The organism is Jeotgalibaca sp. PTS2502, from assembly GCF_001975685.1.
GTDB lineage: Bacteria > Bacillota > Bacilli > Lactobacillales > Aerococcaceae > Jeotgalibaca > Jeotgalibaca arthritidis.
In genome coordinates this window covers 1,869,988-1,883,113 of record NZ_CP019433.1, presented here as the reverse complement: position 1 = coordinate 1,883,113, position 13,126 = coordinate 1,869,988, and the positions used below count along the sequence as shown (strand labels likewise).

Genomic DNA, 13,126 nt, shown 5'->3' with positions numbered 1-13,126 from the left:
AATGACTGAATTTATTAATAACTTACTACCAAACGTTTCAAGTATTTGGGATGTTGTCTGGAAAAACTTAGGAGAAACACTCTATATGGTTATCGTTTCAGGATTGATTGCTGGCATTTTGGGCATTATCCTTGGTGTTATCCTACTGGTTACAGATGAAAAAGGCTTAATACCAAACGCCCTGCTCTATAGCATTTTAGATAAACTGGTTAACATTTTCCGGTCACTGCCCTTTATTATCTTACTGACACTGATTTATCCAATCACTCGTATGATTGTCGGCACAGCTATCGGGACGACAGCCGCTATTGTACCACTAGTCTTTTCAACCGTTCCCTTCTATGCTCGTCAGATTCAAAATGCCTTGCTTGAAGTAGACCCTGGTGTCGTTGAGGCAGCTCAAGCAATGGGAACAAGCAAATTAGATATCATCTTTCGTGTTTATTTAAAAGAAGGCCTAGCTTCAATCATCCGTGTATCTGCTGTAACTATTATTAACTTAATTGGGTTAACAGCCATGGCTGGTGCGGTTGGTGCCGGCGGACTTGGAAATCTAGCCATCACAAGAGGCTATAATCGATTCCAAACAGATGTCATTTTTGTTGCAACAATCTTAATCTTAATCATCGTCTTTATCAGCCAAGCCATTGGCAATGCATTAGTTAAAAAAGTTAGCCATTAATCAAGAAAGGCTCGAAAGTCCGCTTTGGCTTTTGAAAAAATAGGAAATTTGGCCCCGAATGAGCAGCGAAGCGCGCAATGGGACGAATTTATCTTTTTTTCACCAAGCCAGGACTTGAGAGCTAGACAAGGAAGAAAAGCTATCAAGTCCGCTTTGGCTTTTGAAAAATAGGAAATTTGGCCCCGAATGAGCAGCGAAGCGCGCAATGGGACAAATTTATCTTTTTTCACCAAGCCAGGACTTGAGAGCTAGACAAAGAAGAAAAGCTATCAAATCCGCTTTGGCTTTTGAAAAAATAGGAAATTTGGCCCCGAATGAGCAGCGAAGCGCGCAATGGGACGAATTTATCTTTTTTTCACCAAGCCAGGACTTGAGAGCTAGACAAAGAAAAATGATTCACAAAAAAAAAAAAAACTATATCGGAGGAATTTATCATGAATAAAAAATTAATTTCATTATCATCAGCAGCTTTGGTTTTATTTTTAGGAGCATGTGGCAACACATCAGACGCAGACTCAGCTTCATCAACAGAAGAAGTTGTCGAAGTATCTGTTGGGGTTGTTAGTGAAGTCGAAGTTGACGTTTGGGAAGACGTAAAAGAGCGTCTTGTTGCTGAAAATATCGATTTAAAAATTGAACAATTCACAGATTACGTGCAACCAAACGTTGCTCTATCAGATGGCAGCTTAGATTTAAATGCTTTCCAACACGTTGCTTACTTAGAAGAATTTAACGCTAATAATGGTTCTGACATTGTGCCGATCGGCTTTACTTATGTCTCACCACTTGGTCTATACTCAGATTCAGTTGACGATTACGCTGATATTCCAGAAGGTGCTGAAATTGCTATTCCAAATGATGTTACAAACGGTGGCCGTGCCCTACTATTACTTCAAGCGATTGACTTGATTACATTAGATGAAGCAGCTGGTACAAATGCAACAGTTAACGATATTACTGACAATCCAAAAAATATTACCTTTACTGAATTAGATGCTAGCCAAACAGCTCGTTCATTAGGTGATGTGGATGCAGCGATTATCAATACAAACTACGCAACAGACTCAGGTCTAAACCCAAGCGAAGATGCGTTATTCTTAGATACTGACAACATTGCAGAAGTTAGCGAAATCTACAAAAACGTTGTTGCAGCGCGTTCTGAAGATAAAGACAACGCAACTTACTTGAAAGTTGTTGAAGCTTACCAATCAGAAGAAACAGCAGCTAAGCTTGAAGAAGTTACAAAAGGTAATGACGTTCCTGCATGGGAATAAGATAAGCTTTGAATAAACCGGGTTCCAGCTGTGTTGCAGCATAGCTGGTGTATCACCCACTATTCGATTTAATATTAGGAGGATATGGTTATGAGTTTAAAGAAATATTTAGGTGGTTTTGTGGCAGCGAGTGCCCTATTATTAGCAGCATGTGGCGGCGGAAGTGGAACAACGGCTTCTGATGATGCAACAAGCGAAGCAGCAGCTAACGAGCCTATTCAGGTTAAAGTAGCGGTCGTTGGAGAAATCAACGAACCGTGGGAATATGTAGCGGAACAATTAAAAGAAAATGAAAATATCGAGATTGAGTTAGTAAAATATACTGACTATGCAACACCAAATAAATCATTAGCAGATGGAGACGTTGATTTGAACGCTTTTCAGACAGAAATTTTCATGGATAGCTTCAATGAAGATACTGGTTCAGACTTAACGACTTTGGGTTATACCGTTATTGCTCCACTTGGTATTTATTCATTAACGTATACTGACGTGGCGGATATTCCGGATGGGGCAACTGTAGGAATTCCAAACGACCCAACAAACAATGGCCGTGCGCTGCGACTGTTGCAAACAGCTGGTTTAATTACAGTTGACCCAGATACTGGCTTAACACCGCAAGTTGACGATATTACAGACAATCCAAAGAACCTGCAAATTACTGAACTTGATTCATCGCAAACTGCACGTGCTCTTCAAGACTTGGATATCTCTATCGTGAATAGCGGTATGGCTGTAGATGCTGGTTATATTCCAACAGAAGACGCAATCTTCTTAGAGCCAGTAAGTGACGATTCTCAACCGTACTACAACGTAATTGCATCACGCGCTGAAGATGCTGATAGTGAGTTGTATAGAACAATCGTTGAATATTACCAATCAGAAGGAACTGCTCAAGTAATTGAAGAATCTTCTAAAGGATCATCAATTCCAGTTTGGGACGAAGAGTAATTAAAAACAAACAGCCAACCGTGTTCGTTTAAGAACCCAGTTGGCTGTTTGTTTTTTTATTAAGCTTAAGTCAACCAACGTTTTCCCTACACTCCTATCGCAATAATTACAATCCATTAGATTGAAAACTAAATCACTCAACTAACCACTTTGTCAGTTGAAATACTGGTTAATCTTAATCAATATAGAATCATTTCTTAATGACCGTAATCTTTGGTATGATTTAACTAACGATAAATAAAGGAGGAAAATCAATGACATATAAAGGAAAAGGAACTCTTTCTTTAAAAGATTCCTTATTTTTAAATTTAACACTAAGCACTAATAAGTATTTGATTTACGCTAGCTTCACGATGTTCCTTTGTTTCATTATTTTTATGCTCTTCATGGGAGACTATACAGTAAGTAGACAAATTGGTTTAAGTATTTTGATTTTTTTATTCATCTTCTCTTCTTTTATTCTTAACGAAGCGATCAGTTTAATAAAAAGTGTCAAAAAATTTCCTGAATCTATTGGGCATAGAGTATTCATCATTGATAATGAGGGCCTTCACATAACACAACCTAGCAATGATGAAACAAAATTTTTCTCGTGGAACGAAGTTGAGAGCCTGATTAATCGAAAGAACTTTTGGCTCTTACGATTAAATAATCAGCAAATTAAAGCAATTCCTCATGCTGCTTTCAAAGAGAGTGAAATTCAGGAAATTAACCATTTTTTAGTGAATAAATTAGAATCTAAAACTAGGTTTTGAATCTTTTGTTCTTAACTAAAAAGATAATGTACAAAGCTACTGATAAAAAGAGAATAACAATTCCTACTTTTCTATTATCTGGAACAGTAAAAAATAACAGAATATTCCAAATTTCAAAAAAAATAAGAAAAGAAATAAGCAATACAAAGGTTCTTTTCTTCAAAAAAATCTCTCCTTTCAACATATTTAATCTCTCTATCATTCATTTTACTACTTAGATAGTATGTCAGATAAAATGAAATAGTAATGAAAGAAAAAATGACAAATTCAAAAAATAGACCAATGATATCAAAATGTTCTAAAGTCATAAAGATTCTGGTGCTATGACTTTAGAAGGTCTTAATAAGAAGTATCAATAAAGCTATCTGCCCAAACCAAAAATGTGATCTTAGTTGATTTGATAAATATACTTGGTAAAGAATACTATACTTGTGTTATTAACTTATCTCAGGTGGAATTAAACGAACGCACATAAATTCTAATCCACCAAAAATTAACAATCCCTACATGTTTTTGGTATGATAAATTTACAACAAAAGAAGGGAGAGCTCAAAAATGTATCATGGAACAGCTAATTTTTCTTTAAAAGATTATCTCTTTATAAATTTAACAGTAAACACGAAAAAATATATCGCATATGCCGGGGCCACTTTAGTGATTTGCTTGTGGTTTATTCTTCTATTTATGAAAGGATATACATTGGAAAGACAAATTATTTCTACCATTTTTATTTTTATATTTATCTTTCTATCTTTTGTGGTTGCTGAAATCATTACCTTGATAAAGAAACTAAAAAAATACCCTCACTCTATAGGAGTTAGAGAATTCATTATTACCAAAAAAGGCTTTCAAACAAAGAACCTTGAAAAAAATGAAGCTATTTTCTTCATTTGGGATGAATTTCAATGCTTGATTAACCGAAAAAAATTTTGGCTATTAAAAATCAACGATCAGCAAATTAAAGTCATTCCCCATGCCGCTTTCAACGAAAGCAAAATAAAGGAAATTACCCAATTTATAAGCGACAACATTGACATTTAAAAACAAAATAACTATTTACTGTTTTTTATAGTATTTAATTAACCATATCGAATAGGATATCGAAAGCAAGGCAATAATAAAATTAGCTAACTTCTCATCTTCTGGCATAATAAACATTACACTGGCATTATATATCCCATATAGTATGAGAAGGCATATTAGTATCAGCAACCCTATTTTTTTTATTTTTTTCAATTGAATCTTTCCTCTCGTTTTATATATCTTCATATACTTTAAAAGAAAAGTGGTCCATCAACAAGATGTTTTTATTTTAAAAAAAAGATAAACCAGCAGCCCAAAATAGTTTCATATACAGAGCTGCTGGTTTATCTTATTTCTAAGGAAAAATCTTATTTAATCTTGATTAAATAAGATTAAGGCCACGATTGCTACAGCTGCTACAGGTGCCGTAGCACCAGCTGCAATTGCTGCTAAAGCCGAGGCAATACTGGCAAGTGATAATACAAGAATAACAGACGTTCCAGTCAATAGTTGTTGAGTATTTATTTTACTTAAATAATTCGAATACTCATCATTCGTAACCGTTACACCTGCGGGTCCTGGAGTAATAAATGTTCCATCATCAATTTCAAAGGTAATCCGGCACGAAGCTCCCATCGTACTTCCATCTTACAATGTAGTTACTTATGAAGTATTAAATTGATTGTATAAGATTACACTTTCCTTATTTTTTAGTGCTATAATTAATTATAGTTTAATTTTTTGATGCAATTAATAAAAATAAATGGAGGTCATCTTACGATGAATAGTAAAGATAGTAAACAACTATTTTCAAGACCTAACTATCCAGTTTTCTTTAGCTTTATACTCCTAACAATAATTAATTTCACTTATGTAATATCCGAAATAAATAAGCCAAACATCCTTAAGTCGATGGGATATAATATTACTGAATCTTCTGTTTACAAAGTAAGTCTTCAAGAAATTGAAAGAATAACATCTGTATCGCACTTTTCAATGTATTTTGAAATTACATTTATAATTATTTCACTATTCTTAATTATTTTCTTACTTACAAAAAGAGTCCGCCCATTCTTTACAAAACTAGTAATCATGATTTTATGTTTTTTCTTATGTCTCTTCATTATAAATACAGGTTTAGCTGCAATATTTGAAGTTCCACAAGTAAATCTAACCCAATTACTTATTCTACCATTCCAATTTTTAGTCATTATATTCTTATATGGACTTATAAAATTCAGGAAACAACCTCAATAATATGAGCTATACTTCTATTCAATAAGGAGGTTTTTAAATGGGCTTGGTGACTATGATTCTTACTCTCAATGTCTTCATTTTATTCGTTTTTCTTATTTACAGTATTCATACCCTATTAAAAAAGCGAGCGACTATGCTTACTCGCCCGCATTCTCTAACTATATTCTCGTTTTGCCTACTTGTATTACAGTGGATTTTATTTCTTATCGGCTTTTACACATGGCTACCTAACTCATGGTCTCTTTTTTTCTTTGACCTCGTTTGGATCTCAGCGTTTCTTATTTCAGTAGGAGCTCTCATAAAAGACAAGCGTTCGAATCCATGGTTTTGGACTTTAAATGGCTTACTGACTATTTTCAGTTTTGAATTCTATCTACTCGCTCATTTTATTGGGCAAATGTAACTTAAAATGCTAACTGCCATTTCCCATTTGTCTTCGTGAGTCTGTAAATTGCGACTTGTTGATGGGAAGCTTGAGATATTGAAATTTCAACATTAACGTTGCTATCATCTAGGTCATCTTCTAGAACTTTAACATCATCATAGTAGCGGTAAAGCAAAACAGCCTCTAAATCTTGCGCTTCTTGCTGACTTGATACATAGGTATTCTGGAACTCTTCTAGTGTTTGTTGGGTATTTGTTAAGGCATATAATCCTTCTAGATCATTGTTACTCGCTAGATGTAAGTAAACTAACAACGTTTTTTCTGCAGATAGCTCTAATACTTGAATATCCTTACTAGTTTGAAATTGCTTATAAGCTGCGCGTTCTTCTTCTGACAAGTCATCTAAATAGGTAAATGGTTTTTCCAACGTCTGAATAGTCTTTTCTTGAACCGCTAACTCTTCTTTTAGTTCCTTGTGTTGTTCAATGAGATCAGCGATGATTTGCTGGTCTCTATCACTTTCCATACGAATCGTATCTACAATCACAGCCATATTGATAACTAAAACAACAGTAGCGAATATTTGCCATTTATTAGCCTTCATCTGTTCAGCTCCTTATTTTTCTCCTCTAATCTCACAATCCAATTGCTGTAGGAATGACTGCATAAAGGCAGTCCGTTCCTTGGCTAGTTTCTTGCCTTCAAGGGTATTCATTAAGCCCTCTAAATGAAGTAATTTTTCATAAAAATGGTTAACTACATTATTCGATCCACGATAGCTATCTTGGGTTAGTTCTGTCACATGAACGGGCTTAGTATCGTCATACATAGCATGTCCTTTTGAGCCGCCATAATAAAAAGTCCGTCCGATTCCGATGGCACCAATGGCATCCAATCGGTCTGCATCTTGAACAACTTGCCCTATTTTGGTGAGTTCGTGCTTTTCAATGAGATTCTTAGAATAAGACATATGGTCAATAGTATCTAAAATAACCACCTCTTGTTGGTCGGTGGCACCACTTGCCTGTAAAGCAGCAATGACTTGCTTTCTCGCTGTTTCGACATCATCGGTCAGTTTGTCATCGATTACATCGTGAAGTAAAACAGCTGCTCGGATCGTTATGATATCGGACGCTGACATGCCTTCTTTTTGGGCAATGGTTATGGCTGATTGTTCCACTCGTCTGATATGGCTAAGGTCGTGTCCGGTTGTGTCTTGGCCTAATTTTTCTGCTACAAACGCTTCTAAATATGATAAGTCCATCTTAGTCTCCTCTATACTTTCATAAACGATACACACTTGAGGTCTTGCATCGTTTTAAATCCTAATGATTGGTAAAATTGGATGGTTCTTTCGGTATCATCTGTTGTTAAAATGATTTGTTGCATATCTTTGGCTCTCTCCAACATCTGCTTCATTAAACTTGTTCCAATCGCTTGGCGTTGATAGTCAGGATGAACGAGAATATCTTGAATATAGAGAATATAACAGCCATCGCTGATGGTTCGAATCAGGCCAACTAGCTGGTCCTCTTCCCATGCACTGATGTAATGCCAAGCCCCTGGAAGAAGTTGGCTCATTATTGCGGGGGCATTATAGTAATTTCGCCAACCAACACTTTGGTAGAGTTGCGTTAAGCTGTCGATTGAGATGGGTGTATTGTCTTGATAACGAATGGTCATTGGCTCACCTACTTTTCTATTGTTTCTTCATCTTATCATAAATTGCTAGTTAGTTAACTGTTGTTTTTTACATTATATTGCTATACTATACTCAAACTTATAAAAAATTAAGAGACAGAAAGAGGGAATTCAAATCGGACAACTATTATATATCGATATCACAAATAAAGCAGGATGGCTAGGCATCAGTTCGCCTGATCAAGAATTCGTCTTTGCAGGAAGTCAGTTTGTGTTCCTAGATAAAGATGATGATATGTCAGTAGTCGAGGCCTTTGCAAGGGACTACGACTGCCACTTTTTTCTAGAGGGTGACCAGCCTACTCTTCCTTTTTACTCTGTTCCAGCTGTCGACATCGTGGCACGGGACAGCCAAGCTGGCTATATTTGTTTAGCAGCTGATAAGGTTCTGTATGTTAATAGTGACCATTCGGCGTTTGAGATTGCTGAAAGTTGGGATGCTTTTCTTAGCAATCCTCATGATTGGCAAAAGCAACTCGTTCCCTATGACGGTATGCATCTCTACTCCTCTAAAGAAGCTGCCGAAAAAGACATACAATTCTTTGACTTAGATGAATGGACTAAACAGTAATAAAAATGAGCATAGCAGTAGAGCCCATCAAAAGTTAGATTTGTTACGCTAACTTTTGATGGGCTCTTTATATGGCTAACAATCTCTTTGGATAATACATTAAAAACAAAAAGAAGTCTTTCCGTACTAACAAAATATTCATATATGACTATTTTGTTAGCTTTATCAAAAAGCATGATATAATTATAATTAGTAAAACCTTTTATAGAGAAAAGATTGGAGGAAATGCTTTTGAAAAAAATACTAAAGAATAAATATACCCTCTCACTCGTTACTAGTGTACTTGCAGTCGCAATCGTTGTTTTATTTATGACGCTGCGACCAAAAGATGTCACAGACGCATGGGCTGAAAACGACGTCCTTCTCTCGCAACGAAACTACGACATTGCAGCTTCTTATCAATTGGCGTTTACAGATAAGACGTTTATTGTTTATGACAATTATGTTCCCATAACGTCGGATGATGTCGGTACAGAGAATAGGGATTTACCTTTAGAAGTGGGTGAGTATAATCCCTATACGGTAACTAAAAAAGGCGATGTGTATACGATTAAGAGTGGCGACACAATTAACTACCGCTTAACACAAATCGCCGATAGAGTATTTGTAGATGACATCGGAACCGAGTATACAACAGACTCATATGTTGATGACTTTTAGTAATCGTGTCCTCAAATAAAAAGAGGTGTTGGTGAATCAAAATGATTCACCAACACCTCTTTTACGTCATTCTAATAAGCGTAATCTTCATCCTTCATCGGCTCTACGTCGGATAATAGGTAACCATTTCCAACTGAACTAAAGAAGTCCATGTTACTGGTCGTTGTTGAAATACCGTTCATCACAATCGGATCAACATCTTCAACCGTCTCAGAGAAGAATGGCTCCAGTCCTAAGTTCATCAATGCCTTGTTTGCATTGTATTTCAAGAAGACTTTCACACTTTCAGTCCAACCAATCTCATCATACAATTCTTCTGTATAACGCGACTCATTGCGGTAGAGGTCCAGCATTAAATCATAAACCCAGTCTGTTAACTCTTGTTGCTCATCTTCTGGCAATTCCTCTAAACCAAGGCGGAACTTATAGCCAATGTAAGTGCCGTGGACACTCTCATCACGCAAAATTAATCGAATAATTTCCGCCACATTGACCATCTTCCCATTTCCCATATAGCGTAGTGGTGTATAAAATCCTGAGTAAAACAAGAAGGATTCCAACATAACACTTGTTGCTTTCTTTTGTAGGGCTGTGCCGTTTAGGTAGATGTCTCGAATTTTATGCCCTTTATATTGTAGGTACTCATTTTCTTCCGTCCAACGGAAAATATCGCTAATTTCTGCCGGCGAACACAGGGTGCTAAAAATAGTCGAATAACTTTTAGCATGGACTTGTTCCATAAATTGAATGTTGGTCAGTACGGCAATTTCATGTTGGGTGCGGGCATCCTTCATGATTTCAGCATTACCATCTTCTCCTTGCAAGGTATCTAGCATCGTTAAGCCACCAAATACTTTATTATAAAGGGTCTTTTCAACATCATTTAATTTGGACCAGTCTGCCTTGTCGTTTGACGGTACCATACGGGTATCTAGCCAAAACTGAGACGTTAGCTTCTCCCATGTTAATTTGTCGACCATGTCTTCGACAACATTCCAGTTGATTGATTTATAAGAAGCACTTGCATCGTACTCTCGTGTATTCATTCTAGCCATTGCGTTCTCGTCTCCTTATCTCTTATTAAATTGAGCAGCTCTCACATTCGTTTACTGAACTGATTTCTGCATCATCCGTAAAGGTACGAACGTAGTATAAAGACTTAATCCCTTGTGTCCAAGCGTAGTTACGGAACATATTCAAGTCACGGGTTGTCTTTTTGGTTAGATACTTTGGATCTGTCTTCCATTCGTACATGCCCGGTTTAAATTCAGAGCGAGTAAACAAGGTTAAACTCATACCTTGGTCCACATGTTTTTGAGCGGCAGCGTACACATCAATGATGCGACGTTGGTCAATGTCATAAGCAGACGTATAGTAAGGAATGGTCTCTTCAGACATATATGGTGCTGGATAATACACTTTCCCACGTGATCCTTCTACCCGTTCTTCAATCTTTTGAATGATTGGGTGAATAGATGCTGTTGATTCGTTGATGTAGCTGATTGATCCTGTTGGCGCAATCGCTTGTCGGTAGCTGTTATACAAACCATGTTCGCGAACGTTAGCTGCCAATGTTTCCCAGTCCTCACGACTTGGAATGTAAACATGGTCAAATAAAGCTTTGACACTGTCATGTTTAATGTCATCGCGTGTCGTAATACGATCTTGGTAACGAGCAAAGTAGTCACCGCTATAGTAATCTGATTTTTCAAAATCAACGAAACTTTCGCCTCGTTCGATTGCGATCTCATTTGAACCGACTAACGTCCAGTAGTTTAAGAGCATAAAGTATAAGTCTGTAAACTCAATCGATTCTGGCGAACCATAATGAATTTTGTTCTTAGCTAAGAAACCATGCAAGTTCATCGCACCTAAACCAACAGCGTGGTTACGCTTGTTGCCATTTTCAATGGTCGGTACAGAAGCCGTATTTGTTTTCAAGCTCACATTAGTCAATGCGCGCATCGCCACTTTTACTGACTTACCAAAGTCAGGTGATGCCATTAAGTTGGTCACGTTAGTTGATGCCAAGTTACAAATCACATCTGTTCCTAGAACATCATATTCCTGACGGTCGTTAATAACAGACGGTGTCATACTTTGGAAAATTTCAGAACACAAGTTACTCATCACAATACGGCCATCAATCGGATTCTCACGATTGGCTGTATCAATATTAATAATATAAGGGTATCCTGCCTCATTTTGAAGGTTTGAAATTTCAGTTTCAAGTTCACGGGCATTGATTTTTGATTTACGGATTTCTGGATTATTCACCATATTGTCATACTCAGCGGTAATATCCACATAAGAGAATGGTTGGCCGTAAACACGTTCCACATCATATGGGCTGAAAAGATACATCTTCGCATTTTGCTTGATTAATTCATAGAATTTATCCGGCACAACAAGGCCTAATGACAATGTTTTAATACGAACTTTTTCATCAGCGTTTTCCTTACGAGTTGCTAAAAAGTCCACAATATCGGGGTGGAAAACGTTCAAGTAAACCACACCAGCTCCTTGGCGCTGACCAAGTTGGTTTGCATAAGAGAATGAATCTTCATAGAGCTTCATAATCGGAACGACACCTGCTGCGGCATTCTCAATCCCTTTGATCGGGTCATTTTTGGCACGGATGCTGGATAGGTTAATTCCTACTCCACCCCCACGTTTTGATAACTGTAAGGCAGAGTTAATCCCGCGCCCAATGGCATTCATGTCATCTTCCAATGAGATTAAGTAGCACGATGACAATTCCCCACGACGTTTACGACCGGCATTTAAAAAGGTCGGTGTCGCTGGCTGAAGACGTTGTGAAATCATCTCGTCCGCTAAATCGTTGGCTAAGATCTCGTCTCCATCGGCTAGATACAAAGCATTAAAAGCAATACGGTCTTCGTAACGTTCTAAAATACGCTTGCCGTCATTTGTTTTTAAGGAGTATTGTTGGTAGAACTTGTAGGCTCCCATAAAGGTATTAAAGCGGAATTTTTTAGCGTAAATGCGCTTAAATAGACTTTTAATAAAATCAAAGCTGTACTGGTTAACCAATTCTTCTTCTATATAGTCATTATCTACCAGATAATCGATTTTTTCTTTTAAGTTGTGGAAGAATACCGTATTCGGATTCACATAAGTTAAGAAATAAGTCCGTACGGCTTCTTTATCTTTGGCCAATTGGATTTTATCATCTTTGGGGATGTTCAATTGGTTATTTAATTCGAAGTAGTTGGCTTCTACTTTTTTATTTGCTGGAATAATTTTAGGCGATTGCATTGATCTTCTCCTTTACTCGTTCAATATCTGTGCTCGTTCCAAAATACTCAAAACTGTCTAGCAATGGTAATTGGTAATCTCTCGCTAAATCTTTTGCGGTATAGATATAGAGCGCATCAAAATTTAAGTTGCCACTGCCAATAACGCCCTTACAGTAAGAAGCATTTTGACCAGTCGACATAAAATCCCAAGCAATTTCTGTCACATCTTTTTCATAAGCTGGTACGATAAAGACGAATGGTTCATTGACTTCGATAAATGGGTTGGTTTGGGTAATTTCTAGTGATGGGTAATCCGCTAGTTTCTTAACGAAACGTCTTACATTGCCGGTTAACGAGAAAAAAACAACTTTCATAGGCTACCGAATAATGCTTCCAATTTATCAGGTTGGTGGCCGCTAAATACATCCTCTGCTGTTTTAATAATCGGCAATGTGGTAAAGCCTGTTTCACGGGCTTCATCCATATATGTTTCGTTTTCTTCAATGTTCTTTTCTACAAACGGAACACCCACCATTTTTAAATAACGTTTTGTATTTTTGCACATACCGCAATTGTTTTTTGTGTATAAAGATACTTCCATGATAAA

The 13,126-nt window shown here is 36.9% G+C and carries 16 protein-coding genes; 8 read left to right on the top strand and 8 right to left on the bottom strand.

All coding sequences use genetic code 11. The annotated features are described in order from the left end of the window. Position 1 precedes the first annotated feature (1 nt). From BW721_RS09475 to BW721_RS09445, 6 genes are all read left to right on the top strand, one after another. Positions 2–682 carry a methionine ABC transporter permease gene (locus BW721_RS09475; protein ID WP_076768174.1) on the top strand — a complete coding sequence of 227 codons (681 nt, stop codon included), beginning with the start codon at positions 2–4 and terminating at the stop codon, positions 680–682. A gap of 205 nt (positions 683–887) precedes the next feature. Then, a complete protein-coding gene (locus tag BW721_RS09470) occupies positions 888–1,124 on the top strand; it encodes a hypothetical protein (protein ID WP_076768172.1) in 237 nt (78 codons plus the stop codon). Further along, on the top strand, positions 1,117–1,956 hold the full coding sequence (locus BW721_RS09465) for a MetQ/NlpA family ABC transporter substrate-binding protein (RefSeq protein ID WP_076768170.1): 840 nt from the start codon (positions 1,117–1,119) through the stop codon (positions 1,954–1,956). Before BW721_RS09470 ends, BW721_RS09465 begins: the two co-directional genes overlap by 8 nt. An 84-nt stretch (positions 1,957–2,040) precedes the next feature. Next, on the top strand, positions 2,041–2,907 hold the full coding sequence (locus tag BW721_RS09460; RefSeq protein WP_076768168.1) for a MetQ/NlpA family ABC transporter substrate-binding protein: 867 nt from the start codon (positions 2,041–2,043) through the stop codon (positions 2,905–2,907). 254 nt (positions 2,908–3,161) lie between these two features. Beyond that, on the top strand, positions 3,162–3,662 hold the full coding sequence (locus tag BW721_RS09455; RefSeq protein ID WP_076768166.1) for a YcxB family protein: 501 nt from the start codon (positions 3,162–3,164) through the stop codon (positions 3,660–3,662). Between the two features lie 555 nt (positions 3,663–4,217). After that, positions 4,218–4,703, top strand: a complete 486-nt coding sequence (locus tag BW721_RS09445; protein ID WP_076768162.1) for a hypothetical protein — start codon at positions 4,218–4,220, stop codon at positions 4,701–4,703. A gap of 354 nt (positions 4,704–5,057) precedes the next feature. Here BW721_RS09445 and BW721_RS09435 read toward each other — a convergent pair whose 3' ends face one another. The 4 genes from BW721_RS09435 to BW721_RS09410 form a co-directional block, all read right to left on the bottom strand. Further along, entirely contained in the window at positions 5,058–5,321 is a 264-nt protein-coding gene (locus tag BW721_RS09435; protein WP_076768157.1) for a hypothetical protein, read from the bottom strand. A 1,025-nt stretch (positions 5,322–6,346) separates the two neighbouring features. Beyond that, a complete protein-coding gene (locus BW721_RS09420) occupies positions 6,347–6,931 on the bottom strand; it encodes a hypothetical protein (protein ID WP_076768151.1) in 585 nt (194 codons plus the stop codon). A gap of 12 nt (positions 6,932–6,943) precedes the next feature. Then, a complete protein-coding gene (locus BW721_RS09415; RefSeq protein ID WP_076768148.1) occupies positions 6,944–7,591 on the bottom strand; it encodes an HD domain-containing protein in 648 nt (215 codons plus the stop codon). 11 nt (positions 7,592–7,602) lie between these two features. After that, positions 7,603–8,010, bottom strand: a complete 408-nt coding sequence (locus BW721_RS09410; protein ID WP_076768146.1) for a GNAT family N-acetyltransferase — start codon at positions 8,008–8,010, stop codon at positions 7,603–7,605. 229 nt (positions 8,011–8,239) lie between these two features. Between BW721_RS09410 and BW721_RS09405 the strand changes: the two genes are divergently transcribed. Together BW721_RS09405 and BW721_RS09400 are read left to right on the top strand one after the other, a co-directional pair. Continuing rightward, a complete protein-coding gene (locus BW721_RS09405) occupies positions 8,240–8,599 on the top strand; it encodes a hypothetical protein (RefSeq protein ID WP_076768144.1) in 360 nt (119 codons plus the stop codon). Between the two features lie 231 nt (positions 8,600–8,830). Beyond that, positions 8,831–9,259, top strand: a complete 429-nt coding sequence (locus BW721_RS09400) for a hypothetical protein (protein WP_076768141.1) — start codon at positions 8,831–8,833, stop codon at positions 9,257–9,259. A gap of 71 nt (positions 9,260–9,330) precedes the next feature. Here the strand turns inward: BW721_RS09400 and nrdF are convergent, their stop codons facing one another. From nrdF to BW721_RS09380, 4 genes are read right to left on the bottom strand one after another with little or no spacing between them, the layout of a single operon-like run. Beyond that, the gene (nrdF, locus tag BW721_RS09395; protein WP_076768698.1) at positions 9,331–10,305 is read right to left on the bottom strand and encodes a class 1b ribonucleoside-diphosphate reductase subunit beta; all 975 of its coding nucleotides are present in this window, start codon (positions 10,303–10,305) and stop codon (positions 9,331–9,333) included. A 34-nt stretch (positions 10,306–10,339) separates the two neighbouring features. Then, the gene (nrdE, locus tag BW721_RS09390) at positions 10,340–12,538 is read right to left on the bottom strand and encodes a class 1b ribonucleoside-diphosphate reductase subunit alpha (protein ID WP_076768139.1); all 2,199 of its coding nucleotides are present in this window, start codon (positions 12,536–12,538) and stop codon (positions 10,340–10,342) included. After that, positions 12,525–12,893: a class Ib ribonucleoside-diphosphate reductase assembly flavoprotein NrdI gene (nrdI, locus tag BW721_RS09385; RefSeq protein WP_076768136.1), complete on the bottom strand. Its 369-nt coding sequence runs from the start codon at positions 12,891–12,893 to the stop codon at positions 12,525–12,527. Before nrdI ends, nrdE begins: the two co-directional genes overlap by 14 nt. Next, positions 12,890–13,120, bottom strand: coding sequence for a glutaredoxin family protein (locus BW721_RS09380; protein WP_076768135.1), 231 nt, complete (start codon positions 13,118–13,120; stop codon positions 12,890–12,892). The genes nrdI and BW721_RS09380 overlap by 4 nt, the downstream gene beginning before the upstream one ends. Positions 13,121–13,126 lie beyond the last annotated feature (6 nt).

What these genes read in the sequence shown, in the direction of transcription:
- BW721_RS09380 (WP_076768135.1), bottom strand. Translation starts at nt 13,120, where the DNA reads ATGGAAGTATCTTTATACACAAAAAACAATTGCGGTATGTGCAAAAAT.
- BW721_RS09460 (WP_076768168.1), top strand. Translation starts at nt 2,041, where the DNA reads ATGGTTATGAGTTTAAAGAAATATTTAGGTGGTTTTGTGGCAGCGAGT.
- BW721_RS09475 (WP_076768174.1), top strand. Translation starts at nt 2, where the DNA reads ATGACTGAATTTATTAATAACTTACTACCAAACGTTTCAAGTATTTGG.
- BW721_RS09455 (WP_076768166.1), top strand. Translation starts at nt 3,162, where the DNA reads ATGACATATAAAGGAAAAGGAACTCTTTCTTTAAAAGATTCCTTATTT.
- nrdE (WP_076768139.1), bottom strand. Translation starts at nt 12,538, where the DNA reads ATGCAATCGCCTAAAATTATTCCAGCAAATAAAAAAGTAGAAGCCAAC.
- BW721_RS09470 (WP_076768172.1), top strand. Translation starts at nt 888, where the DNA reads ATGGGACAAATTTATCTTTTTTCACCAAGCCAGGACTTGAGAGCTAGA.
- nrdI (WP_076768136.1), bottom strand. Translation starts at nt 12,893, where the DNA reads ATGAAAGTTGTTTTTTTCTCGTTAACCGGCAATGTAAGACGTTTCGTT.
- BW721_RS09415 (WP_076768148.1), bottom strand. Translation starts at nt 7,591, where the DNA reads ATGGACTTATCATATTTAGAAGCGTTTGTAGCAGAAAAATTAGGCCAA.
- BW721_RS09435 (WP_076768157.1), bottom strand. Translation starts at nt 5,321, where the DNA reads ATGGGAGCTTCGTGCCGGATTACCTTTGAAATTGATGATGGAACATTT.
- BW721_RS09410 (WP_076768146.1), bottom strand. Translation starts at nt 8,010, where the DNA reads ATGACCATTCGTTATCAAGACAATACACCCATCTCAATCGACAGCTTA.
- nrdF (WP_076768698.1), bottom strand. Translation starts at nt 10,305, where the DNA reads ATGAATACACGAGAGTACGATGCAAGTGCTTCTTATAAATCAATCAAC.
- BW721_RS09445 (WP_076768162.1), top strand. Translation starts at nt 4,218, where the DNA reads ATGTATCATGGAACAGCTAATTTTTCTTTAAAAGATTATCTCTTTATA.
- BW721_RS09465 (WP_076768170.1), top strand. Translation starts at nt 1,117, where the DNA reads ATGAATAAAAAATTAATTTCATTATCATCAGCAGCTTTGGTTTTATTT.
- BW721_RS09420 (WP_076768151.1), bottom strand. Translation starts at nt 6,931, where the DNA reads ATGAAGGCTAATAAATGGCAAATATTCGCTACTGTTGTTTTAGTTATC.